Raw genomic sequence first — 25,381 nt, 5'->3', positions numbered from 1 at the left:
AAAATTCAGCTTATAACATAAGCAAACTCTTTGTAAACTTCGCTAGACGTATTTTTAAAGATTTTATCTGCGGGAATCTGAGTAATCTGCGGGAAAATAATGATTGACAAGTGCTGACAGGAATTTCCGTATTATTGCTACTTAATCAGAAACTAACAAGATAGCTCGCCCATCATGCTCATCAACCAACAACAAAGCCGTACAATATGGCTGAATCCGTACAATCAACAGGAAGTTCAGATAATTGACCAACGCTTTTTACCGCATATCGTGTCAATAAAAACGCTTACCTGTTGGCAGGAATGTGCGGTTGCCATCAAAGACATGTGGGTAAGAGGAGCACCGTTAATTGGGGTAACTGCTGCTTATGGTTTGTATTTGGCGGCATTACAAATGCCGGAAGCTGAGGATTTGGGTCGAGCTTTTTTAAGAGAGGCTGCCGAAGGTTTGCTCAAAACACGTCCTACTGCGGTCAACCTTTGTTGGGCGGTTGAAAAACAATTGTCGGCAATGGGTGCGATATACGGCAAGGCAGATAAAGTGGCAATTGCTCTGAAAACTGCCGTTTCGATAGCCGAGGAAGATGTAGAGACCTGCCGGTTAATAGGTGAACATGGGTTATCTTTGCTAAAGGCTATTGCTCAGAGTAAGCAAGCAAATAGTCCGGTAAACATTATGACCCATTGCAATGCCGGTTGGCTGGCAACAGTAGATTGGGGAACAGCCACTTCACCCATTTATCAGGCTGCCATGTCGGGGGTGCCGGTACATGTTTGGGTGAGCGAAACCCGTCCCCGAAATCAGGGGGCTAACCTGACCGCTTGGGAATTGTCGGAAAACAAGATTCCCCATACCGTAGTGGTGGACAACTGCTGCGGTCATCTGCTTCAAAAAGGTTTGGTGGACATTTGTATTGTCGGAACTGACCGAACTGCCCGGAATGGTGATGTTGCCAACAAAACAGGCACCTATCTCAAAGCTCTTGCGGCTTATGACAATCAGGTTCCGTTTTATGTGGCACTGCCCTCCAGTACCATTGATTGGAATATGGCGGATGGGATAGCTGAAATGCCGATTGAACAACGTTCACAAGACGAGGTCAGGTATGTTTCGGGGTGGTGTGAAGGCAAAATAAAAGAGGTGCTAATTACGCCACAAAACAGCAAAGCGGAAAATTATGCTTTTGATGTTACACCTGCACGATTGATTACCGGGTTAATTACCGAAAGAGGGATATGTCTGCCATCAGAACAGGGATTATTGGGGTTGTTTTCTGAAAAAAAGGTTGGTTGAGGGTTATCTGGAGCAGTTGTGGACAGAAACGGTCGCAAGTGTAACGATTCGACTTAAACCAATCGGTAAGAACTTCAAAACACAGAAAACAGCAATTAAAAAGGTTTTTTTCAAGGAGATGTCAAGTAATGTTATCAATCCAAAAATAATGCTGATATTTCATGCTCAAAAGACTGGATTAACATTATTTAATCTCAACACAATCAAACTATGAAATGGAAAGACCTTAACCGCACCAAACCAATTAACCGGGTTTTGGAGGAATATCATGCCGGATTAGGAGATGCTGTTGACGGGCAGGGTGTAATGAAACGGCACTTAACGCTGCGCGACCTCACTGCCTTTGGCATTGCAGCCATTATTGGTGCCGGGATTTTTGCAGGAGTTGGGAAGGCCTCTTTTAATGGAGGGCCGGCTGTTTCGTTGCTCTATATTTTTACTGCGCTTGCCTGTGCTTTTTCGGCTTTATCTTATGCTGAGTTTGCTTCCCGCGTGCCGGTAGCAGGAAGTGCCTATACGTATGCCTATACTTCATTTGGTGAACTGGTTGCCTGGATCATAGGCTGGGATTTGTTGTTGGAGTATGGCATTGGAAATATAGCGGTTGCCATATCGTGGTCTGACTACTTTACCACCCTGATGAAAGGTTTTAACCTGCATATTCCCGAGTATCTGACGTTGGATGCACTATCAGCCTGGCGGGCTTTTACGGCCGGAGATACAGCTTCGGAAGCCTACACGGCCTGGGTAAACGCCCCAAGAGTAGCCGGTATTCCGATTATTGCCGATTTGCCGGCTTTGATGATTGTATTCTTAATCACCATCCTTTGCTATATAGGCATTCGGGAGTCGAGAACAGCCAGCAACCTCATGGTAGTACTTAAACTTGGGGTAATTATAATGGTGATTGCCATCGGCTTGTTTTATGTAAACCCCGCCAATTGGTCACCTTTTGCGCCAAACGGATTTAGTGGGGTGATGAAAGGCGTGGCAGCCGTGTTTTTTGCCTATATCGGCTTTGATGCTATTTCTACCACCGCCGAAGAATGTAAAGACCCGCAACGAGACCTTCCTAAGAGCATGATATATTCCCTCATTATTTGCACGGTCTTATACGTCCTCATCGCTTTTGTGTTAACCGGTATGGTAAGCTATACTGAGTTGAATGTCGGTGACCCGTTGGCACATGTTTTTTCAAAATTGGGTATGGACTGGATTAGCGGCATTATTGCTTTTAGTGCCATTATTGCTACGGCAAGCGTATTGTTAGTGTTTCAGCTTGGTCAGCCCCGAATTTGGATGAACATGAGCAGGGACGGACTTCTTCCGCCGGTTTTCTCACGCATTCATCCACGCTTCGGCACGCCGTCTTTTTCAACCATCGTTACCGGTTTTTTGGTGGCCATTCCCGCCCTGTTCATGAACCTGACAGAGGTAACCGACCTGACAAGTATTGGTACTTTATTCGCATTTGTTTTGGTTAACGGTGGAGTGTTGGTGTTGCAGGGTAAAGGGTATCATTACGGCAAGTTTAAAGTGCCATTCATAAACGGCAAATACATTCTGCCTGCCATTACCGCATCGCTGTTTTTGGGTTTGGGTTTCTTTTTCCCTCAGGTGGTCAAGGGTCTGATTACCGATTCTTTATCCGGTTGGGAAAAACTTAAACATCTGCTGCCTTATTGGTTGTTTGTGGTGGTCGCCATTGCTTTAGCGATACAAGCCTATCGTCATAATTTGTCGTTATTGCCTTCTTTGGGGCTGCTTACCTGTTTTTATCTCATGACCGAATTGGGATGGACCAATTGGATGCGCTTTATTATTTGGCTCTGCATTGGATTGGTCATTTATTTCGGGTATAGTTATAGAAACAGCAAACTGCAAAAGCAAGCGTAGTTTTTCCGAACGCAAAACGATTTTAACAAGGGTTAAGGCTTGTTTTATTCGCTATGATGACTTGATGACTTTGTGTCAAATGGTGAAAAAACACATGCCTTCTCATTTGGCTGTCTTAGCCGATGTGTTCTGAGGCTTCAGCCTTGAACTATCCGGGATAAGAGGGAAGAATAAGCCTCGGCAGCATTGTCGCCAAAAGCAATCAACCCTTCGGGATGTCCTGCCATGACCACAACCTTAATTTCGGGTAGATTGGTTTGCCGGAATAGCCTTAATAGTTCTTTTGCCATATCGGGAGTTCCGTAGGGTATTTGCACTTTAGTGGTGGGGAGTTTGTGAAGCCAATATTCCCATGTCGGGAGATGATGAACATGGATAACCGCATGGCATCCGGCATCTGCTTCGTAAATAGCAGCATGTGTAAGTGCTTCGGAAGAGGCTTTCACCTCTCCAAAGCAATAAACATGGTTTCCGGAAATGTTGTAATTTGTAACTGTAGCGTAATGGTGGGCTGTCAGTACAGGATGCTGCCCTGTCTGAGTGCCGCTAATGATAAACTTGCAGTTTGCAACCGGTTTTTCAGGCTTTGTACTGATATTGCCATACCCTGTTCTGTTGCTATCAACTCCGATGAGTTGCAATTGCCAAAGTTCGCTTCTAATGTCGTTGATTTCTGCAATTAGCTCCTTATCGGGCGGTAAACCGTGCAAATGGAAACATTGATACTTGATATACCCTTCGTCGGATAAGTGGAGCATATTGTCTTATATTAATACCATTACATCGTCAAAAACACCCCACCCAATTTAAAGACTTTAACCGGTCATGCGTGGTGCAAAATTGAAACATAGTTGGTATATGGTAAATTCGGGGAACACAATTACCCTGTTGTTGCTTCAATTCAAACTTAATGGGGTATCAGTTAATTATTTCTGAACTTAAAAGGCTTCGAAGCACCCAAATATTTAGAACGAAGGCGAAACATAAAACTTGATGCCGAACTTCGTGATGTCGGAGTAATCCCTTTGGGTTAACCGCCACATAAAATAGACCCTGAACATCTTGAAGATGTTTTCCACACCGGTACCTACTTCGACATAAGCCCCATTGAGTTCCCGAAGCCCTCCTGCATAGTTGAGGTAGTATTCATTATCTGCGCTCAACCTTCCGGCAACTGCTTTGGCAAATACCATGTTTCGGAGTTTCATTTTTCGCAACAGCGGGATGGCATTAAAAAACAAACCTTCGAAATTGTGGGTCAGCCAAACCGATACCCATTCGTCGTTGACAAACTCAAAATCGTTCATCAGGTTGTAAGAATGTCGCCGGTACAAAAAGGTGGAGTTTCCGCCATGAACTTTCAACAAGGGATGCGGAACTTTACCGAAGATTTTTCCCGCATTGATACGATACTCAGTTCGACCTATTCCGGTAGTTACCCGTTGAGTGAGGTTAATGCCAAGCGTGTGGTATTCATAATCGCTGCCCAGTACGTTTTTAGGAGCAAATGTATAATTGACATCTAAAACAGGGGCTGCAAAAGAAACGGCAGTACGTTCAAAACTGCTGACAAAAAAGCGTTGACCGATACCCCATTGGGTATTCAGGCTTAACTCGATGGTTTCAAAATGATCTTCTGCACCCTCAAAAGGTTGTTGGTTGGACAAATCAAAATTTGACCCCTCCCAAGAATAAATGGACTTATGCGTGATAGACAATTTGTTGGTAAATCCCTGGAACCACTCTTTCTCATAAAACGCATTGCCCTGCCGAATTAAAAACAGGTTTGTTTGTGGGTTTTTTCGCAGCAATGAAATTACCATATTGTCGTGCGAAAGATGGGAGCGGGTAAAGTTAAAATCCGACCAGTCGAATCCGTAAGAAAGCCCTGCCATGTGCCAGCGGTTGTTGGTGCGGGGCAAGTGCATTTTGAATGTGCCGTTGTATTTAAACAGCTTGTCTTTATCACCATAAGCCAGATAGCCTTCGAGGTAAAACTTGTCGCGATATTTCTTTTGGTTGTTTCGTAGTGCCAGTCTGAACCGGTTTCCTTCTAATCCATTGAAACTATACATCTGCATCACCTTGCCCACTTCCACTTCGCCGAAACGCATATAGCCGGTTGCACCGATGTTGCCAAACCAGAGCAATGTTTTGTAGGTTCGGGTATTTTGTATCCGGTCAACCATTTCATACACCCTGCTTTCGGTTTTTGTCAGTTGGGTATGTCGCGAGGTGTCCCAGTATTCAATCGGCCGTTTATAGGCTTCGGGTTGAATTTGAAGCGGATCGCCGCTTAGCAGGTTTTCGTCAATAGGTTGGTTAATCACAATGTCCTGACGGCTGATGGTGCGAACCATCCGCATACTGAGTTTTCGGCGGTTTTGGGTCAAATTGAGGTTGACTTTCAGCTTTTCGGTGTCTTTAAACCAGTATTTCCCTTCAATTTGTGAAAAACCCTGCTCGATAATAAAGTCTGCAATATAGTTGAGGTTGGTTTGGTCTAACAGGTAGAGTTTGACCGATTTGACCGCAGCGGTAGTATCGTGAATCCACGCATAACCCGTAAAACAAAGGTCTTGTTTCCGGCGGGGGGTAAACTCCAATTTTTTGCACCATTGATTGTCAATAAAAGCACTGTCGGTCAGAAAATATTTATAGCTCACAGGTGCTAATTTTGCAAAGGGACTAATAAAGGCTTTGTCACCAATGCGAATAATTCCCTGATAAACATCTACTTCGGTAATCACCCCATCCACCATGCCCGAAGCGTTCATGTTTTCAAATCCCGAAAACTGATCGGCTTTCAACACCTCTTTGCGCTTGTTGGGAGATTTTCGATAATACACCTCACTCAGGCGTTCTTTGATAAGTGCCGGTAAATAGGCAACTTTTTGCTCGGTGGTGTCCATGTTTTCAAAAACGAACCGGAAGGGTTTGAAAATCCTGCGCTTAATGAATTTCTCTTTCAGATTGTAAATATCGAACTCCGTTTTATTGTACTCCTCAAAACGGTAATAATCGTATTGTTCGGGGCTGTTCTGAGGCTTAGAATCGATGACCCGCTTGTATAGTGCAACGGCAGCCGTATCTTTTTTGACTTTTCTGCTCGACTTTATCAATACCTCCTGAAGTTGCGCTTCATTGTTGTTGAGCGAAACAATCAGGTCTTGAGGAACGCCCTGTTTTACAGATACCGTTTTGGGTTTATAACTGAGATGCGATATGGTAATGCTTTTTACCGAAACCCCCTCTCCGGACGAAAGGTTAAATCTGCCGTCTATATCGGTGGTGGTTCCGATAGCAGTTCCGGTAAACACAACGGTTGCAAAGGGAACACCTTCGTTGTTGTCAGAATCAATAACAGATCCGTGAATGGATGTGGATGTTTGCGACCAAAGACTCATGGAAACAAACAGAAGCAACAGGGTTAGTGTGGTGCGCATAAATGCGGGTTATAGTGGAAGGTTTGTTGTGTGAAGGAGAAAATTAATAACAACGGGGTAATAGACTATTAACGGTAATACCCGTTTAATCGTTGATGGTTAAAATGTCAGGACGATTTTACAGATAAATCATTCAGAAATCGGAAGGAATAAATCGGGATATACCAAGAACTTTTTATAAACAACTCAAATCCCTAATAACAAGAAACTACCATGTTTTGTTTGATGAATGATGGTAAAAATCCCTTTAAGCTGAATAAAACAACAAACCGACTTATCTTACACAATTCTTTTTTTAGGCGTAAGGCAATTCGCAATAAGCAATAGGCAATAGGCAATAGGCAATAGGCAATTGACAAATGGCAATAGGCAATAGGCAATAGGCAATAGGCAATAATCATAAACAATGCCCGTACATCAATAAATAAATGTTTCATGCAAAGACTTTAAGACGCAAAGTTTTTTATTCCCTTGCTCTTCACCATTCACAATTGACAATTCACCATTCACAAAAAACACCATTAATAAACCCATGTTCCATTTAAAACCCCCTCTCCCGTTTCTCGCAATATTGTTGTTGTTTACCATCGCTGCTTGTAAGGACGACAACCCCGATGCAAGTTGCGATGTCCTCACCTTAGAAGCAGACCCGCCCGGACAATGGTTTTTAGGCGATTTTCATGTCCATGCATCCGGAGCAAGCAATGATACCGGAGGGGATTCGTCTCCCGAAGCCATTCAGCAGCGTGCCGTTGAAATGGGGTTGCATTTTTTGGTGCTGACCGACCATAGCAACAGCACCGGCAGTGATGTTACTACCACTGACGAAGATCCATTGCTGTTTAATCAGGGGCCCGAATTTCCTTATTGGGATCTTGCAGCACAACTCACGATACCCGGTCAATTTTTAATGATTGACGGAAACGAAATCAGCCCTGTTTCTGAATCCAACTCACAACCGACCGGGCATATCGGATGTATTCCCGAAGACCTGAACACCTTTAACCATTCCGGCGCATTTACCGATCGCCCCAAAGGAACCGTTACCGGAGGCAATGCCCTGCAACAGGCTAATGACCGTGGTTGTTTTACCATCATCAACCACCCATACGCCATTACTCCCTGGATTGTGTATGACTGGACAAGCTACAACTACGATGCCATAGAAATATGGAACGGCACTATAGGTTATGACCCATGGGATATTAGAGGAAGAGATATTTGGCGATGCGACCTGCTCAACGGAAAAACCACAATAGCCGTTGGCGGAAGCGATAACCATCGCATTTTTACCGACCCTCCCGGAAGTGGGTTAGACCCCGCTCTTGGATATCCCACCACCGCTGTTTTTGCCTCCCAACTCACTTGGCCAAGTATTATGGAAGGACTGAAAGCCGGAAAAACAGCCATTTTTGAAGGCGACAGCCGCTTGTTTATTGACGGTTATAATGACAAAGGTTGTAGGGAAGAAAACAACAATACCCGCATTATCCGACTCAGAGGAACCGTTGACAGCCATTTGGACTCTACTCAAGTCTTACTAACTCGTGCTTCAGGCTGTAACGACCCCCGTCCCGACCATCTCATCATCCCCCAAATATTGGAAGATACCCTTCTCTTTCAAACCGTTTATGGTGGAGATGATTTTGACTTAAAAGTAAATATCAACGGGCAATCCGGCGTATATAGTGCGGTCTTGCTTCCTAACGAACAGGCACATTATGCCGCTTTGACACGGGCAATTGTGATACAGTAATTTTTTGTTCGTTTGCTGCCGTTTGTAAACTGAATAGAGTTTGAGTTGTAGGCAATTTCAAATATTAGTCAATCCTTTTTTAAAAAAGTGTGCCGGATGTAGCCTCCAACTGCAAATACTATTTGTCAAACCTCATAGTTTTGCCGAAACTATGAGGTTTTTAAACACCCTACCGCTACCTTCCCGTGTACACCACAACTCCTCTGGCAAATGTGCTATTTCACTCAATTCCGTAGGTTTCACATACGGCTATTCATATTTAAACCTTTCAGGTTTTTTCACTTTTAGTTTCTCACTTTTCACTTACCTAACCACCGCCACCTTCCCCCTTGCCACCACCAGACCGCCTTGCTCTGCGGCGTAGAGATAGATGCCCGGTGGGAGGGGTGGAGTTTGGATAGGGGTAAAGATGTCGTATGGCGGAAGGGTTTGGGTGGTGACGTGCCTGCCGTGCACATCGTACAAACGAATGGTGGCGACGGGGGTGGCGGGAAGGTTGTAAAACACTGCCATCTCCCCATAGCCCAACCAACTTACTTTTACGGGAGAAATCGCAACGCCGCTACCTGCCTGCGGCGGCGGGGTATCCATGCCCGTAACCACCGAGTGGACGATGGCGGTATCTGTACAGCCGCCCTCGCCAAAACAGCCCATAGCGTTTACTTTCAGCAATACCGCCTGCCCTTTCCAAAAGCCGGTTTCGGGATCGGGGCGGTTGGCGTAGCCGGTGGCTATTATGTCGCCGTGGGGGTCTTCGGTAAGGGCGTATAGCAGCATGAACTGCGCCAGTGACTCCCAATATACGTACTCGCGCATCCAAATTAGCTCGCCTTCAGGCGATAAGCGGAATATCCAACAAGTGGGATTGCCGGTAATGTCAAAATTGCCGGTATAGCCGCAGCCTATGATATCGCCGTTGGCGCATACGTATAGGTCTTGTATGTTGCGACCATAGCCAATGGCTTCAAAGGTGTATTGCCAAATTATATCACCTGCGGGGTTGTAGCGTCTTACAAAACAAGAACCTCTATTTTCTGTCAGTCCACCTAATAAAGCAATCCAAGATACTACAAAATCACCATCTTGCAATCTTGCCAAATGGATAGGGGCTGTACTTGTAGCCACATCATTTAGCGGTTGCTCCCATAAGGTGTTTCCAATGGTATCTGTTTTTCGGAGGTAGCCGTAGATTTTGTCGGGTTCGTTTTGTGCGCCTATGCCTAAAATGTATTCTTGGGTGGGGAGGAGGAGGAGGGCAACCGAACCGTTTCTCGGATAGCCTGCAACGTTTTGCAAGGTGTCGATTCGCAACACAACCCCCGCTGTATCCATGGTCAACAATAGCGTATGATTGTACAGCTCCAACCCGACACCAGGAGGGGTAATGCTTGTGTAAGAAACGACAAGGTTGTTCCGCAGGACGCTGTACGGCGCGCGATTGTCCATCGTGTCGCCATGGATGATATGCCTGTATATTTCACCTTCGTCGGTCACAAAAGTAAAAAGGTCTTGATAAAGCATCCCTGTTTCAATTACCGCCCCACTTATCAGGTAGTTTCCGTCGGGTAGTTGAAGAAGTCCCGTCACGCCGGGTTCGTAAGGAGCAAAACTGAAATTATTTTGCCATATTTCCTCCCCGTCAGTGTCAACCTTAAAATAGCCGGTCCCACCCATCGAAGCACACAGCACGACATATCCTTCTTCGTCCGCCAAAATATCCATGCCGTTATCCGATTCGGTGCTGTCAACATCAAAGGTTTTTATGTAGTACTCTTGGGCTTTCAAGCCCCAAAAAGATAAAAGCAGCGCGATAATAAACACATTGTTTTTCATGCGAAATCATTTTAAAATAAAGTAAAAAATACAGTTGCCGCAACTTTGGGTTGCCGCAACCATATTTTTTCACGAAAAACTAATGCAGTACACTTAGTTTGGCTTGTGCCAAACGCGCATCACCACTTTGTAAAGACAGTATGTACAGACCGTTTGCCCATTTTTCGGTATTGAGTATTATACTTGTTTGTCCTTGGTCAAATTCTATATTTTGTAACAACTTGCCGCCTGTATCAAATACTTGCAAAAAAGCATTTGTTTCAAACAAATAAAACGGTATGTTTACCGTTACCTGCTCTTTTGCAGGATTGGGGTGTATCCATAGTCGGTTGGCGGATTTTAGCTCTGTCAGAGATGCTTTGGGATATGGAGGTGTAGCGGATTTACCGTCGCTGGCATTTTCGGGTATCTGCCACTCGTACTGTTCACCTTCAAGCAAGTTTAGCAGGACCTGAGCGGCGGGGGACTGGGTTTGGTAGCAGTCCGCTATCGCGCGCAGGGTCTCGTACTGGGTTTCGGAGAGGCTGAACGGCTCGGTAGCCGACTGAAATTGCAGGTTTATTTGCTGCACAGTTTTGTAGTCCTGTTCGGCGGGCGTGCCGTCAGGTATGCCGTTTAGCAGGGTTTGGGCTTCGGCCATATCTCCATGTCTCATTAGGCTGCCAAATAAGCAATGTTTGGCGTAAGTGCTGTTTTCGGCAATCAGAAAAGCGTGCAGGCTGTCGGGGTGGTCAAAGTATCGGGTATAGAGTTCGTTAAAGAGTGTTTCCTTTTTGCGTACTTCTGTGCCGATACGCATATCCAATTGGTCGCGGTCGGAAATGACGAGGTAGTATTTCAAGGCATACAGCATTTGATAAACGGTTGTGCTTACATGCTGATAAGCGGTGTTCATCATATCGTTGCTTAGGGGGGCATTGGCCAGCAGGATATTGGCTTTTCTGATAGAGCTGAGCAGGGCATTTTCGGCTGCCTCAGTCAGTACCTCGTCTGTGAGGTAGGGGCTGGCATCAAGATACTTTTGGTAGGTTTCCAATGCTTCGGGGCTGTTGAAGAGGTCGTTTAAAAGTTCTTCTTTATTGCCGCCGTCTTTTTGATTTTCTAAACCCGCAATCAGGAGCTTGAGTTCTTCGTAACATTCACGGGTTTTGCAATCTTCATCGGGAGGCAACATGCCCGGATTGCCATCGCCATCTAAATCGAGGCAGCCGGAGTATAAAAACTCGCTTGGCACGGCAGTTTCTATTCCAAAGTAATTGTAAGTAGCTCCACATCCTGGGAAAGGTGGTGTTTCTACTGTGAAGCAGTGTGGCACGAGGCGGTCGTTGGCATCGGACGTAAAGATGTTTGGGTCGGTATGGTAATAGTAAAAGAAAGGGGAGGTGGTTCCGGTAGTGGTAATGCGGGTGGTGGGGTTGGTAAGGGTAAAGAAGTTGAAATAGGGGAGGAAACTGTTCTCTACAGGATCCCAAGTACCTTGGTTAGGCAGGATGCCGAAGTTATCGAGTTGCACATCGGCATTCTGGGTAGTGAAATCGTTGTTTTGAAAGCGTAAGCCGATGTTGTTGCTATTGGCATATACACCTGTTCCGCAGTTTTGGAAGGTGTTGCATTCTATCAGGTTGTTGCCGGGTGTTAGGAGGCTGGTGAAGAAGGCGGCCACGGCTGCAGTGCCATTGACAAAGGTATTTTCAGAAATTCTGTACCCACAGTTGCCCGATAAAGTGATGTGCTGTGCATTTATGGCGGTAACGGAGAAGGTATTACCTCGGGCGATCATTTCTCTGGTCTGGAAGTTTTGAATTCCAAGGCGACAGTTGGTAAAAACGTTATCGGTAATGATTGCATCGCCAAGTCCTTCGTTGGTAGCCTGTAGAATAATTCCTTTTATTACATTGTTAAATTGGCAGTCGTTAATGATTTGCAGTCTTTCGGCATCGTGAGTGGTGATGGCGGTGCAGTTGTTGTAGATGGCGGGGTTGTTGTTTTCAAAAGTACAGTGGTCAATTACTATACCGGTGCAATCCCAAACGGTAATGCCTTCAAAAGCTATGTTATGGCTGGTATTGGCGGTGATTTGGCAGTTTTTGAACCGGCTATAATTGAATGGTTTGTACTGCATGAATTCCGTTGCTTTGCGGTTGTTTGTAAAAAAGGCACTGTGGGCATATACTATTCCGCCGTAGTAGTCAGGAAAATAGCCGCCTCTTCGCTGTGTAGAAATGGCGGTGCGTCCGTTTTCTATTTTAGCACCATTGTATAGTATAACCATGCCCGGGTCATTGGTGTTGATGGGCAGGTTGATGTAGTCGGCAGGGATGAGTGTGTTCGGGTCAGCGAGTCCAAACAGGGTTTCGTGATCTATAGAGGTGTTGCCCCATACATCAACACCGCCGTGCCTGTCGCCGCATCCATTGGTCAGTAGCCCATTGTTTCCGTTGGGGTTGTTATCGCCTTCTATCACCAATTTTGCCCCTCTTTGAACAATAATCCTTTTATCTTGGGCTAAGTTGAGTTTGCCTTTTAAAGTAAGTGTTGCACCGGGCATAATTTCTATATCGGTACTGCTGTTGGTCACGGTGTTTGCCTCCCAAGTAGTATTTTGGGTGATTTGCCAGTTTTCTGTAAGTGGTGCTAAGGGGGACTCCCAAATGCCTCGCCCAAATGTGCCTATGTGCAGGAGTTGCTTGCAATAATCTATTTCAATTCCCATAACCACACAAACAGGAAGTCCGTTGTTGTAACATTCCCAAATTTGGGTATCAGGGTTGTATCGGTACACCCCTACGTCTGTGGCGGCATAAATGACATCGTTCGAGCCAACGTGATAGACTAATTTGTTTACGGGCAGTTGGGGTAACCCTGTACCAAATCCGCTCCAATTTATTCCCCCGTTAGAGGAATACGCAACGCGCGAACCATCAAAGCCGCCCAACGAAATCCACACTTTTTCGGGGTCGTCAGGATGAAAAATGATGTCGGTAATTGAGAACCATTCTGTTACTGTACCGATATTTGAGCCTGACATAGTAGCAACATCTGTAAAAGCAGTTCCATTATTTGTAGATTTAAATAACTTCTTAGAAGTTCCACCCCATGCAGCGGCGACAAAAATGTTATTGGGGTCTGAAGGAGATACACCCAGCGCATTTATAGAAGTAAAATCCGACGAAGTAAAAGTATATGTTGCAGGTAGTGGAGGAGGTTGGGTAGGAAAAGGATTGGTTTGTAATTTGTAAAAATTTCGCCCTTTGGCATAATAGACTATATCGGGGTCGAGCGGGTCTTGCAACATTTTTGGATCTAGGAATTCCATATCTGCTATTCCCGGGTCAGGTACTATCCATGATGTGAAGCTACTACCTCCATTTATTGATTTGCCCAATGACTCGTTAAATCTGCTAAATATCACCATTGGATTTGCCCAACTGATAATAGTTTGTCCTCCATCGCCTCCTATACCTACACTTGGAGGAGATGCGGTGCTACAATTTCCAGAAACAAGGCAAATAAGCTGACCGTTATCGTATTTAAAAAAACTATTGTCTTGAGTTCCGCCGGCAACAAGTCCGGGTCTTAATGAGGAGTTGGCTATGTCGTAATACTGTGTGATATTAAGGCTGCTGCCGTTTGGGTTGTATTCTCCATTCATGTTTTGAAAAACAGTTCCTCCATTAGTACTAAAGCTTACACCACCGTCGTTGCCCATTAATAGTTGGACTTCATTTGCAACAGGTGTAGTTTCCGGATTATAAATTTGCAGTCCTCTCACATCACAATGCCATGAATTGGTACCGGTGCCATTAACAACACCACTAATAAGAGCACTAAAATTTTGTCCTCCATTGGTTGAACGGTAGAAGTTGACTTTACCGAAGTACATTAATTGATCATCGTAAGGGTGAACTTTAAAGGTTACAAGGGCATTGTTTATTCCTTGACTCACAAGACCAGTCGGATTGTTGTCTATCCACGAATCACCCGAGTCACTGCTTCGGCTCATTGTAAGTGTAATACCACCTGCTTGATACATTGTGATAATATTGTTTTCGGAAGTTTCTAAAAGAATTTGTTGTTTCGAACTGGTTGGATTGGGTGTTATAATTGTCCATATTGCTATTTGAGTTATGGGGTCAATATTGTCTATGCGATATAACTTGGCATCACCAGCATCACCTCTATCTTTTGTGCTTAAAATGATTATGTCTGGATCGTCGGATAAAAATTCCATATCCGAAAAATGTAGTCCATCAGGTACAACGTCCGGCAAATTTTGTATGAAAATCCAAGTTTGCCCCCTGTCGCTGCTTTTCCAAAGGCTTTCTGTTCCTAAACACCAAATGGTATTAGGGTCCGTAGGATCTTTCATCAGTTTTACGCTTACTTGACCGTACCAGGACGGCCATCCAAGGATTTCTTCCCAACTGTTGCCGCCATCACAAGTTTTTAGTATGCCTATTCCGTAGTGGGAGTCCACCTGCGAAGTAAGTCCTGAAGCTATTAAAATTTCTTCGGAACAAGATGGGTCATCATCCAAAACTAAAATAGAGCTTACACCTAATCCCGGCATACGAATATTATCAGTGATGCAGTTCCAAGTATTGCCGGCATCAGAAGTTTTCCACAAGCCGCTGCAATTAGTTCCTGCATATATAACCTGCGGTGTGCAACTTGGTGTAGAGCATGGCGGGGCATATACGCTTACTACAATACCTCTTGCCTGTTTGTTAGGGCATAATTGAGCTGTAAGAGGCTGCCAGTCGCCATTTTCAGTACAAACGGGTTCGTTTGCCCATTCTTGCATGGCTTGTTTTGCTTCCCAAATATTACCATCAACACCTACTCTATTTGACCAAAAGTTGCGCCATCGGGCATAACGTTTCGCAAAACGGCCAGCCTCCGGATTGCTTTGAAGGTAGCTTCCTGCCATGTTGCAAATAGCAGCAAATGAGGTGTCGGAAGCCGACATCATGTAAAGCAGATTGTAAGCCTCGTCGTCCATTTCGTCAAATGTTGATTCCTGTGCTTTTATATACACATTACCCCCCCCCCCATATATAAAGGGAAAGCGATACAACCAAAACCAAAACTCTGCTGAAAAGGATCTCCTTAAAATTGTCATGTTTCTGCATGATTTTAATTTTAAAAATGAATAAATGGATAGTTTTTAGATGAAAATTGTCCCCATTTTTTAATTCCCTTATTGCATGTGGCAATGTACAAAATAGTTTCTTTACTTGTAATGAAATAATTAGAAATAAAAATTGATTTCTGAATATTTCAGAGGTTTTCAGTTACTTAGTTGATGGGTTTGGTGTGAAACTGTATTGATTTTCAGGGGGTTACATTAGCTCTCTGTCCATTGAGGAGTGTGGTTTGCGAACATTATTTTTTTATTGCCATACTGAACCCGTTCTGCCAGTGTCTGATAAAGGGGTATTTGTTTCCAGTTACTCTCAAAATATGGGTTGATAAGCCTATCTAGTCGAATGACAAAGCCCGCTTATCAAAAAGATACTTTCAATGTATAAATATCTTCTCAACATTGGAAAGGGTCTTTGCAATATTGAAATCGGTTACATACAACAGATGGAAATCCCTTCGCAAGGTTGAAATGAGGCAAAGTCTATTGTCTTCCATCTAAAATCTTTTTCAAAAAATATTCCAAACTGCGGTTACGAAATTTCATCCCGATGTACCAACCTACGAAAACCGAAAGAAAGCCAACAAAAAACCAAACCAAAAACAAAATCAAAACATCAAATTTTTAAAAAACAAAAAACCAAACCAAAACACCATGAAAAAGTTAATGAATTTCGCAGCAGTCGCTATCGCCGTTATCGGCAGTTTTTTTGCAACCAACCATGCTAATGCACAAACCATCCTTGCATCTCCGAGCCTTACTCCCGCACAAGTGGTAAACTATGTGGTTCAAAACTACACCGTTGTTCACTTTACCATCGCCTCCAACGAAACAGCCGACAACAAAATCATGCCGGTAAGCACCTGGGCAACAGGCAGTATGGCAAAAACCAACGCCGCTTGCAAATCGCTCAAAAGCGCAGCAACGAACCGCTACCACACGCAAGCCAACTACACCGATGATTTGTTCGACCAACAAGATCAGGTAGAACTGACCCTTAAAGGAACAGGATGTGCAGGTGAAGCCACGTTGAAAAGAGGAGCCACCGTGTTTAACATTGAGATTATGGGTGTCATCAAAGGCACTCCCGGAGCAAACGGAAAAGACACCTATCTGCTCTACGGCACTTATGGAAACGGCAGAAGCTTTATCACGATCAGTTTGTGGAACTACGTACCGGTAGGATAATCAACCCCCGCTAACCAAAATACCAACAGCCCCTGACAGATTATGTCGGGGGCTGTTTTTGTTTTAACTTAACATTACCGGTATTTCTGAGGTATCGGTAATGTTAGTAAGCTAAGTTATTTTCTTTTTTATTTTAGCAAAACCACACCATTTATAAAAGTCTTACAAATCGTCTATCTTTGGTATTAAATAAGTACTTTTGAGTAAAATGGGAATAATCAGGAAGGTTGGAAGTTTGTGGTAAAATAACATTCCTTATGAAAAGAGTTTTCATTTGTTTGTTTGCTTTCTGTTTGATTTCAAACATCCGGGCACAGAGTTTTAATCCTTTGATGGCAACAATGCTGCAAGATACACTAAGCTCCTACTTTCTGCAGGTTGGTAATATAAAGGGCATGTCGGCCGCTGTTTACATACCCGGTCAGGGAATTTGGACAGGAGTAATGGGAAATTCTTATGATGGACAGCCAATTACACAAGATATGCTTATGGGGATTGCCAGCAATACTAAATTGTTTGTAGCCACGGTAATCCTGATGCTTGCCGAAGAAAATGTGCTAAGTTTAGACGACCAGTTGAGTGATTGGATACCTGAGTATGCAAATATTAACCCCAACATTACTATCAGACAACTGCTCAACCACACCAGCGGTGTACCCGACCCATTTTCTGTTTCTCCCTGGATGGATACGATAAACGCCAACCCAACACGCGTATTTACGCCAGACGAAGTATTAGGATGGTTAGGGCCGCCTCTTTTTGCAGCAGGAACGAGTTGGGGCTATTCCAATACCAACTATGTACTGGCAGATATGGTGGTTACAAGCGCAACCGGATTTCCTGTTTACCATCATATACGCAACCGCATTCTTACACCATTAAACATGGACAGTACCTTTTATGATGTACAAGAGCCGGAAACCGGAACTCTTGCTCACAGGTGGTGGAATCTGATAGATTATAACGATACTTCAAGAGTAGGGCTAAACACTGCCGCGGGTTGTGCCGGTGCTGTATTTTCAACTGCATCCGAAATGGTTCAATGGTATAATGCCTTGTTTAGCTGGCAATTGATCAATGAAGAATCTTTTGACCAAATGTCAACGTTTGTTTCTACGGGTAACCCTACTTATGAGTACGGATTAGGGTTAGCACGCCAAACGGTTCAGGAAAAAACATTTTGGGGGCACGGGGGTTCTACCTGGGGATACAGGAGCAAAATGATTCAAGATACCTGTCTTGGTGTTACGGTTTGTGGGTTAACCAATTCGTTTCCCTCGGGTGTGGAGGCGGTTACTTTTTTACTTTATCGAGCGGTCATAAATCATATTCCAGGCTGTAGTAGTGCAATAAGCGGGCTTAATATGGTTTGTACAGGTACCAATGGTGTCATCTATTCAGTTCCACCCATTCCCAATGCCACTTCTTATAGCTGGACACTACCTTTAGGTGCAACCGGAACCAGCACTACCAATACCATTATGGTTAATTTTGGTGCAGGAGCAGTTTCGGGAAATATTATTGTGCGGGGAGTTAATGATTATGGCACCGGTGGTTTTGCTCAGTTACCGATAACTGTAAATCCAACTCCTGTTCCTGTTATAGCACAAAATGGGGTGGTTGGTTCTTCTGCCAATGTTTGTGCAAACCAACTCTATACGTACAGTACCCCCGTCATAGATGGAAGCACCTATTTCTGGACAGTTTCCGGCGGAAACATTGTAAGCGGACAAGGTACCAACCAAATTACCGTGGAATGGGATAATGGTACAGAGGGAACGGTGAGCGTAGAGCAGGAAATACCTTAACTTAGGGCAAGTTGGGGGTAAGTTGTATTTTTTAAACAGGAAATGCTTTCGTTCCTCATGTTTACAGGGTATAGAATTTACTACCGGTAAAAAAAATTCTTTTTTATCCTTTTTGAATCAGATTGCGTTATTGCGTTTCCTGATTTTGCAATGCTTTTTTGGATGAAACCAACCGGTCTATTGCGGTATAATTCGTTAAGATTGCCAACGCAAAAAGAGGCCAAACAAAAATGGAGATGTTTTCGAACAACGGAAAACCGGAATTAGGGAAAGTAAATTTAAAGGTGCCGGTAAACTGCGAAATTGCGCTACACAAAATAGCAGAAATACTGATGGTTAAAATCCGTTCGGGACGCTGCATCAAACCGTCACTGCAGGCTATTCCTAACCCTTCGGCACGGGCGCGCACATAACTTACCATAATAGAGCCAATCATAGCAATAAAAGCAAAGAGCGAGCTGAGAAAATAGCTTTGTGCAACCAGATAATAAGTGATACCCAAAAACATGACCAGTTCGCTGTAACGGTCTAACACAGAATCGTAAAGCGCGCCAAATTTTGAGGTGCGGTTGCTGAGGCGGGCAAGGCGGCCATCAATCATATCAAACAAGCCGGCAAACAATATCATAGTGCCTCCCCAACCCAGATAACTCAGGTTGGTGCGCTCTGCTCCGGCACCGACAACAAAAATTACGGCAACCCCAATATTGAGCAAAAAGCCGATAGTGGTTATGGTATTGGGGGAAACATTTAACCTGACCAACAGCATAATAAGTGGATTTAACAAGCGGTAAACCAAGGGTTGCCCGTATTGTTTAAGTGTATTGGTTGACATACTCCGTCAGTTTTGCATGGTAAAACTAATTTCTTTAAAAAGGTATAATGACCTTCTTTACCTTGTAGCAAAGGTAAAGCCCTGAATCAGAAAATTTGCATATAAACCGGCCAATAAATCATCGGCCATTACTCCCCATCCGTTTCCGATAGATTCGGCACGTTTTATACCAAAGGGTTTTACGATATCGAAAAAGCGAAACAGAACAAACCCGGCTAATAAATATTGCCAATTCCAGCTACAACCCAATATGGCAACCCAAACTCCGGCCATTTCGTCAATTACAATTTGCTTCGGGTCTTTACCCCATTCGAGTTCCAAGGCTTTTGCCGCTTTAGCGCCAATTACGGTAAACAAAATTATAAGCGCCAGCAAAACAGCATTTCGCCAAACAAAGGATGATTGGACAAACAGAAAAATCGGTAAAACCGCGGCAGCGGCGGCCCATGTGCCGGGAGCCAAGGGCAGCCAACCGATACCAAAGCCACTACTTGTCCAGATGTAGAAACGTCTCATATTCCTTAATCAGTTCTTCATAGTAATCCAAACCAAGGTGTGTAATGAGTTCTTCGCCCATTATAAATCGAAGAGTGTTTTCTAATTTACTGAGTTGTTTAAAAATATCGTGTTGCGGGGGCAGACCGGGAGCCGTTTGAGGAGCTTTAAAATAGAAAGACAGCCATTCCTGAATGCCATACATTCCTGCCCGCTGTGCCAAATCCATAAACAAGGCTAAATCGAGCACGATGGGGGCGGCTAAAATAGAATCCCGGCAAAGGAAGTTGATTTTTATTTGCATGGGGTAGCCCAACCAACCGAAAATGTCAATATTATCCCAGCTTTCTTTGTTGTCGCCATGAGGCGGGTAATAGTTGATGCGTATTTTGTGGTAAATATTCCCATAAAGTTCGGGTTGAGTTTCAGGGTTTAAAATGCCATCCAACACATTGCCTTTCGATACCTCTTTTGTTTTAAAATTTTCAGGCGCATCTAACACTTCTCCGTCCCGATTACCCAAAATATTGCTCGAAAACCAACCTCTTACACCCAAAGCACGGGCATGTAAACCCGGAGCGACTATGGTTTTCATCAGCGTTTGCCCGGTTTTGAAATCTTTTCCGCCAATCGGCACTTTTGTTTGGTGGGACAGTTCTACCAAAGCTGGGATGTCGCAGGTTAGATTTGGCGCCCCATTGGCAAAAGGAACTCCGTTTTTAAGGGCTGCATAAGCGTAAATCATGCTTGGTGCTATCCGGGCATCATTGGCAAGCAAACCCGATTCAAAAGCTTCTAAGGTTTGGTGTACTTCGCTGACTTCGGTATAAGCTTCAGTAGAAGCACACCAAACCATCACCAACCGATCGCAGTTATTTTCCTTTTTGAACCGTTGTATATCATCCATCAACTGGATTGCCAAATCCATTTTAGTAGCACCGGTTTTTACGTTTTTCCCGTCTAAATTGCGCACATACGATTTGTCAAACACGGCGGTCATTGGTTTAATTTGCTGCAACTCGTCCTTGAGCAATGTTACGAGGTTGAGGTCGAGCACCTTTGCTTCTAATGCTGCGGTATAAACATCGTCGGCAAACACATCCCATCCGCCAAAGACGATATCATTCATATTGGCAAGTGGTACAAAATCTTTAATGAGCGGGGTTCGGGCTTCGGTTCGCTTGCCTAAACGAATAACTCCCATTTGTGTTAACGAGCCGATAGGCAGGGCAATTCCTTTTCGAGCAGCTATTACTCCGGCAATAAAGGTAGTAGCTACGGCACCCATACCGGGAGTGAGTACGCCCAATTTACCAACCGGACTCTTAATATTGGGTTTTGTCTGATTCATTAACAACTTTTTTTTGTGTGAGAATGTCTAAAAAGATTTCAGACATTATTTAAGTTTTGTGACTGCAAAAGTACAGTTTAAATTGTGCAGTTTTAACACTTGACGATATAGTTAATTTTGAAGCTAATTACATGCCTTAGTTTTGGCTTGTTCTACAGGAACTAAACCGAGACCGGCAAATTTGACATGGAGAAAAACTGCAAGCCTGCGCTACCGGGGTTGGACAGGAAAGCAATGTAGAAAAAAAATGCTAAAATAATATTTATTATTCATCATTGATTACCTTTGAGAAATTAACCCCCTGTTAAATCTATGAATATGACACATCATTTGCTAAAGATTAAATGGTTATTTTTTTTATTTTTTGGGCTGCCTCTTTTCCTTTTTGCCCAAAAAGCACCCGAAAAATTTGGTAAAATTGATATTCAGGACTTAAAGACAACAGTGTGTCCGATAGATTCGAATGCACATGCTTATTACATTTTTGATTTTGGGTTTATAACTTTTGAATATGAAGACACCAAGGTTTCGCTTTTTGGTTCGGGAGGGTCAAACAAGGGCTTCCGCTTAGTTTTCGAACGACACTATAGAATTAAAATTCTTGATAAAATAGGGGCAGAACATGCCGATTTCGAAATCCCGCTCTATATGGATGGGAAAGCAGAGGAAGAATTAGCCGATATAAGAGCGAATACTTACAATGATTCAAACAATGCTGTGGAATCATTTAAGTTGGAGAAAAACAAAATCATTAAGGAGAAGACAACGAAAAACCTGATGACGGTTAAATTTCCGATGCCAAATGTAAAAGAAGGCTCGGTCATCGAAGTGTCTTACACCATTAAGTCGGATTTTTTATATAATCTGCAGGATTGGTATTTCCAACATGAAATTCCGGTACTGTACAGCGAGTATTATGTCAGGATTCCCGAATTTTTCAGATACAATCAACACCTAACCGGATATGTAGATGTAAACATGAAAAAAAGCGAAAGAACAGAATCCATAACGCTTGATTTTTATGACCAGATAGGCGGGTACGGTTTACAACAACGTGCAGGTACACAAACCATTAAATATCTGGAACAAGTGTATCAATTTACCGCCAAAGATATTCCGGCTTTTGTGAGTGAAAAATATTTGCGAACCCCCAAAAACCATATCTCAACGCTAAAATTTGAATTGCAAAGCGTTAAAATGCCGGGTTCCGACGAACGGAGTTATACAACCACCTGGGAGAAAATCAGGGATAAACTGTTGGAACATGAGTTTTTTGGTTTGGAACTGAAAAAAACAGGCTTTTTAAAAGAAGAAATCACCCCAATTCTAAAACTAAATGCCAATGGTGTCCAGTTAATCAGGGAAGCTCAAAACTTTCTAAGAAGTAAAATGAGCTGGAACGACCTCAACTCGCTTTATGTGCAGAAATCATTGAAAGACGCATTTAAAAGCGGAAGTGGAACAACTACTGAAATCAACCTTTGTTTGGTCATGATTTTGCGTGAATTGGGTTTAAATGCAGATCCGCTAATTTTAAGTACACAGAGCAATGGAAGAATTAACCGCATTCACCCTACTATCAGCGACTTTAACTGCGTGGTGGCAATTGTAGAACTTGAGGGTAAAAAGCTGCTGGTAGATGCTTCTGACCCCTTTTCTGATATCAACCTGCTGCCTGTCAGATGTATCAACGATTTTGGGTTGGTGGTTGCTCCTAATCAAATTGCCTGGATAGATCTGGAACGGTTAAGCAGTTACAAAGCACAAAGTGTTTATAAGTTGGAGTTAAACCCTGCTGATTTGACTTTTACTGGAACGTTGGACTATAATACAGGTGAATATGCGGCCTATTCCCGCCGTCAGAAATTGGGAATATCCGGAACCAAGGAAAAACAAACAGAAAACCTACAGGCGCAATATAAAGGCATGCAAATTAAAAACTCTGAAATTACAAATTTTAACAACCTCGACGAAAAACTGAAGGAGCACTATGACATCAGTATTAACAATTATCCGGAAGTAGCAGGCGATTTAATCTATTTTTCTCCTATGTTTTACGAAACCGATTCTGAAAACCCCTTTAAATTAGAAAAAAGGGACTACCCCGTAGAGTTCGACTTCCCTTTAGTCATTGCTAAAACTGTAATTATTCAAATTCCTTCAGATTTTACCATTGATGCCATCCCCCAATCAATCATAATTTCTTTAAACAATAAGGCCGCCAAGTTCACCTATACTGTAGAAAAGATAGAGAATAGCATTCAGGTTTCCAGCCAGTTCAACCTAAATCAAACTCAATTTTTACCGGAAGAATATCCGGACCTGAAAGAATTTTATGGACAGGTAATTGCAAAACAGAACGAAAAGATTGTCTTAAAAAGAAATTAACAGCCGGACCAACCATGAAGACACTCCGCTACTTTCTGCTGCTGATATCTATGTCAAACAGCCTTTTTGCATTACAAGCAAACGATTTGAATGTAACGCTGATTCCCGATTCTTTACTACAAAATGCCAATGCTGTTTACAGGTTTTACAACACAGTTTATCAGCGAATCTCACTTGCTAAGTTGTCAAAAAAGGTACATTTTGCGGTTACCATTCTGAATAAAGAAGGAGAAAAACACAACGCACTTGCTATATATTACGACAAACTCTCTTCGGTAACAGACATCACCGGTAAAATGTACCGGGCAGACGGCAGTAAGATAAGACAGTTCGGAAAATCGGACATTAAAGACGAGCCGGCTTATGCTTCTTACACCCTGTTTAGCGACAGCAGAATAAAATATATATCACCCGACTATGCCGGATACCCATATACGGTAGAGTATTCTTACGAATTGGTTTATAACGGTGTTGTCGGTATTGATACCTGGTATCCTGTCAGTAATTTTGGTGTTTCGGTTCAACAGTCTTTGTTGTCATACAACACACCTTCGGACATTACGGTAAAATTTAAATCAGTTAACGGGGGTATTCAATTTAAGCAAACTAACGAAAAAAACATAAACAGCTATGAATGGCGTGTCCAAAATCTGAAGGCTTACATCAAAGAGCCTTATATGCCGCCTTTTAGTGATTTTGCCCCTATGGTTTTGCTTTCTCCCGATGAGTTCGAATATGATAAAACCAAAGGAAACTTCAATACATGGAAAACGTATGGAAAATGGACATATTCTTTGCTGGACGGCAGGGATAAACTACCCGAAACCGCGATAGCTGATATAGAACACCTGATTGAAGGAGTAACAGATAAACGGGAAAAAGCCCGACGCATTTACCGGTACATGCAGGGTAAAACAAGGTATGTGAATATCGCTTTAGGAATTGGCGGATTTCAACCCAAAGAAGCTCAGGAGGTACACAAATACGGATATGGCGATTGTAAAGCCCTGAGTAATTATACCAGAAGTTTGTTAAAAGTGGCAGGAATCGAAGCCCATTATACCGAAATAGGCACAGATGATGACCTACAAATCAGTCAAACTGATTTTGCAAGTGCAAACCAAACTAATCATGTTATATTGTGTTTGCCTTTAGAACAAGATACGGTTTGGTTAGAGTGTACCAGCCAACATGCACCTTTTGGATTTATCGGACCTTACAATTCCAACCGGTATGCTTTGACCATTACCCCCGATGGCGGCAAATTGGTGAAAACGCCTTCGTTCAGGGCTTCAGATAATCGCCAAATCCTGAAATCGGACCTTACCATCCAAACAAACGGAGACATTGCCTTTTCTGCTTCCCGGTTGCTGACTAACTTAGCCTATTCGGAGGCTTTAAACTTAATGATGTCTTCGCCTAAAGAGCAAAAAGAAAGCATCACTAAAACATTGCCCCTTAACAACCTCAGCCTTTCAGAGTTAACCATTACTGATAAAAGCACCCCCAATTTAGTTGTTGCTAAAATTGATTTTTCAGGAACTGCGGCCAAATATGGTTCTACGGCAGGAAACCGGTTGTTTGTTCCTGTTAGCCCGTTCAACAGAACCACGCTGCCTTTTTATAGTCAGGAAAACAGAATTTCCGATATTTATATAGGCTACGGAATTACTCAAACAGACACATTAACCTACCTCATTCCTGCGGAGTATGAAATTGAATTTATACCCCAGGAATTTAACCTGACATCCGAAATTGGCTCTTATGCGGTCAGGTTTCAACAAGTTGAAAACCGAATTTTGCATATCAGAACCATGGTGTTAAATAAAGGAACATTTCCATCAAGCAGCTATTCCGGTATTTATCATTTTTTTAGCACAGTGAGCAGCCACGACGACAAAAAAATCATTCTGAAAAAAAAGCAATAAGCCCATACCTTTTTCAAAATA

General features: G+C 43.2%; 14 protein-coding genes. 7 read left to right on the top strand and 7 right to left on the bottom strand.

Annotated elements, in window-relative coordinates:
* Positions 1 to 174 precede the first annotated feature (174 nt).
* Together mtnA and IPM47_03015 are read left to right on the top strand one after the other, a co-directional pair.
* Positions 175 to 1,293 carry an S-methyl-5-thioribose-1-phosphate isomerase gene (gene mtnA / locus IPM47_03020; protein QQS29942.1) on the top strand — a complete coding sequence of 373 codons (1,119 nt, stop codon included), beginning with the start codon at positions 175 to 177 and terminating at the stop codon, positions 1,291 to 1,293.
* A 210-nt stretch (positions 1,294 to 1,503) separates the two neighbouring features.
* Positions 1,504 to 3,189, top strand: coding sequence for an amino acid permease (locus IPM47_03015; GenBank protein QQS29941.1), 1,686 nt, complete (start codon positions 1,504 to 1,506; stop codon positions 3,187 to 3,189).
* A 137-nt stretch (positions 3,190 to 3,326) separates the two neighbouring features.
* On the opposite strand, the gene IPM47_03010 is transcribed toward IPM47_03015, so the two are convergent.
* Together IPM47_03010 and IPM47_03005 are read right to left on the bottom strand one after the other, a co-directional pair.
* A complete protein-coding gene (locus tag IPM47_03010) occupies positions 3,327 to 3,947 on the bottom strand; it encodes a class II aldolase/adducin family protein (GenBank protein ID QQS29940.1) in 621 nt (206 codons plus the stop codon).
* A 207-nt stretch (positions 3,948 to 4,154) separates the two neighbouring features.
* Positions 4,155 to 6,635: a carboxypeptidase-like regulatory domain-containing protein gene (locus IPM47_03005; GenBank protein QQS29939.1), complete on the bottom strand. Its 2,481-nt coding sequence runs from the start codon at positions 6,633 to 6,635 to the stop codon at positions 4,155 to 4,157.
* A 532-nt stretch (positions 6,636 to 7,167) separates the two neighbouring features.
* On the opposite strand from IPM47_03005, the gene IPM47_03000 reads away from it, so the two are divergent.
* Positions 7,168 to 8,391 carry a CehA/McbA family metallohydrolase gene (locus IPM47_03000; protein QQS29938.1) on the top strand — a complete coding sequence of 408 codons (1,224 nt, stop codon included), beginning with the start codon at positions 7,168 to 7,170 and terminating at the stop codon, positions 8,389 to 8,391.
* Positions 8,392 to 8,694: 303 nt separating this feature from the next.
* Here the strand turns inward: IPM47_03000 and IPM47_02995 are convergent, their stop codons facing one another.
* Together IPM47_02995 and IPM47_02990 are read right to left on the bottom strand one after the other, a co-directional pair.
* Positions 8,695 to 10,224 (bottom strand): hypothetical protein, encoded by a 1,530-nt coding sequence (locus IPM47_02995; protein QQS29937.1) that lies wholly within the window; start codon positions 10,222 to 10,224, stop codon positions 8,695 to 8,697.
* A gap of 79 nt (positions 10,225 to 10,303) precedes the next feature.
* Entirely contained in the window at positions 10,304 to 15,346 is a 5,043-nt protein-coding gene (locus IPM47_02990) for a T9SS type A sorting domain-containing protein (GenBank protein QQS29936.1), read from the bottom strand.
* A gap of 675 nt (positions 15,347 to 16,021) precedes the next feature.
* On the opposite strand from IPM47_02990, the gene IPM47_02985 reads away from it, so the two are divergent.
* Entirely contained in the window at positions 16,022 to 16,555 is a 534-nt protein-coding gene (locus IPM47_02985; protein ID QQS29935.1) for a hypothetical protein, read from the top strand.
* 257 nt (positions 16,556 to 16,812) lie between these two features.
* Complete coding sequence (locus IPM47_02980; protein ID QQS29934.1) at positions 16,813 to 18,363, top strand: beta-lactamase family protein; 1,551 nt, start codon at positions 16,813 to 16,815, stop codon at positions 18,361 to 18,363.
* A gap of 127 nt (positions 18,364 to 18,490) precedes the next feature.
* Here the strand turns inward: IPM47_02980 and IPM47_02975 are convergent, their stop codons facing one another.
* The 3 genes from IPM47_02975 to IPM47_02965 are packed head-to-tail and all read right to left on the bottom strand — an operon-like array spanning position 18,491 to position 21,044.
* A complete protein-coding gene (locus tag IPM47_02975) occupies positions 18,491 to 19,198 on the bottom strand; it encodes a CDP-alcohol phosphatidyltransferase family protein (protein ID QQS29933.1) in 708 nt (235 codons plus the stop codon).
* Between the two features lie 57 nt (positions 19,199 to 19,255).
* On the bottom strand, positions 19,256 to 19,714 hold the full coding sequence (locus IPM47_02970; GenBank protein QQS29932.1) for a phosphatidylglycerophosphatase A: 459 nt from the start codon (positions 19,712 to 19,714) through the stop codon (positions 19,256 to 19,258).
* Positions 19,686 to 21,044 (bottom strand): inositol-3-phosphate synthase, encoded by a 1,359-nt coding sequence (locus tag IPM47_02965; protein QQS29931.1) that lies wholly within the window; start codon positions 21,042 to 21,044, stop codon positions 19,686 to 19,688. The genes IPM47_02970 and IPM47_02965 overlap by 29 nt, the downstream gene beginning before the upstream one ends.
* A 318-nt stretch (positions 21,045 to 21,362) precedes the next feature.
* Between IPM47_02965 and IPM47_02960 the strand changes: the two genes are divergently transcribed.
* A complete protein-coding gene (locus tag IPM47_02960; GenBank protein QQS29930.1) occupies positions 21,363 to 23,432 on the top strand; it encodes a DUF3857 domain-containing protein in 2,070 nt (689 codons plus the stop codon).
* A gap of 14 nt (positions 23,433 to 23,446) precedes the next feature.
* The gene (locus IPM47_02955) at positions 23,447 to 25,360 is read left to right on the top strand and encodes a DUF3857 domain-containing protein (protein QQS29929.1); all 1,914 of its coding nucleotides are present in this window, start codon (positions 23,447 to 23,449) and stop codon (positions 25,358 to 25,360) included.
* Positions 25,361 to 25,381: the final 21 nt, after the last annotated feature.

This window comes from Sphingobacteriales bacterium, assembly GCA_016700115.1.
GTDB lineage: Bacteria > Bacteroidota > Bacteroidia > Chitinophagales > UBA2359 > UBA2359.
This window is presented reverse-complemented; position numbering and strand designations above follow the sequence as displayed.

Bases quoted from the DNA above. Each gene is read 5' to 3' on its own strand.
- IPM47_03000 (QQS29938.1), top strand. From the start codon at position 7,168: ATGTTCCATTTAAAACCCCCTCTCCCGTTTCTCGCAATATTGTTGTTG.
- IPM47_02960 (QQS29930.1), top strand. From the start codon at position 21,363: ATGACACATCATTTGCTAAAGATTAAATGGTTATTTTTTTTATTTTTT.
- IPM47_02965 (QQS29931.1), bottom strand. From the start codon at position 21,044: ATGAATCAGACAAAACCCAATATTAAGAGTCCGGTTGGTAAATTGGGC.
- IPM47_02985 (QQS29935.1), top strand. From the start codon at position 16,022: ATGAAAAAGTTAATGAATTTCGCAGCAGTCGCTATCGCCGTTATCGGC.
- IPM47_03010 (QQS29940.1), bottom strand. From the start codon at position 3,947: ATGCTCCACTTATCCGACGAAGGGTATATCAAGTATCAATGTTTCCAT.
- IPM47_03015 (QQS29941.1), top strand. From the start codon at position 1,504: ATGAAATGGAAAGACCTTAACCGCACCAAACCAATTAACCGGGTTTTG.
- mtnA (QQS29942.1), top strand. From the start codon at position 175: ATGCTCATCAACCAACAACAAAGCCGTACAATATGGCTGAATCCGTAC.
- IPM47_03005 (QQS29939.1), bottom strand. From the start codon at position 6,635: ATGCGCACCACACTAACCCTGTTGCTTCTGTTTGTTTCCATGAGTCTT.
- IPM47_02980 (QQS29934.1), top strand. From the start codon at position 16,813: ATGAAAAGAGTTTTCATTTGTTTGTTTGCTTTCTGTTTGATTTCAAAC.
- IPM47_02955 (QQS29929.1), top strand. From the start codon at position 23,447: ATGAAGACACTCCGCTACTTTCTGCTGCTGATATCTATGTCAAACAGC.
- IPM47_02970 (QQS29932.1), bottom strand. From the start codon at position 19,714: ATGAGACGTTTCTACATCTGGACAAGTAGTGGCTTTGGTATCGGTTGG.
- IPM47_02995 (QQS29937.1), bottom strand. From the start codon at position 10,224: ATGAAAAACAATGTGTTTATTATCGCGCTGCTTTTATCTTTTTGGGGC.
- IPM47_02975 (QQS29933.1), bottom strand. From the start codon at position 19,198: ATGTCAACCAATACACTTAAACAATACGGGCAACCCTTGGTTTACCGC.
- IPM47_02990 (QQS29936.1), bottom strand. From the start codon at position 15,346: ATGACAATTTTAAGGAGATCCTTTTCAGCAGAGTTTTGGTTTTGGTTG.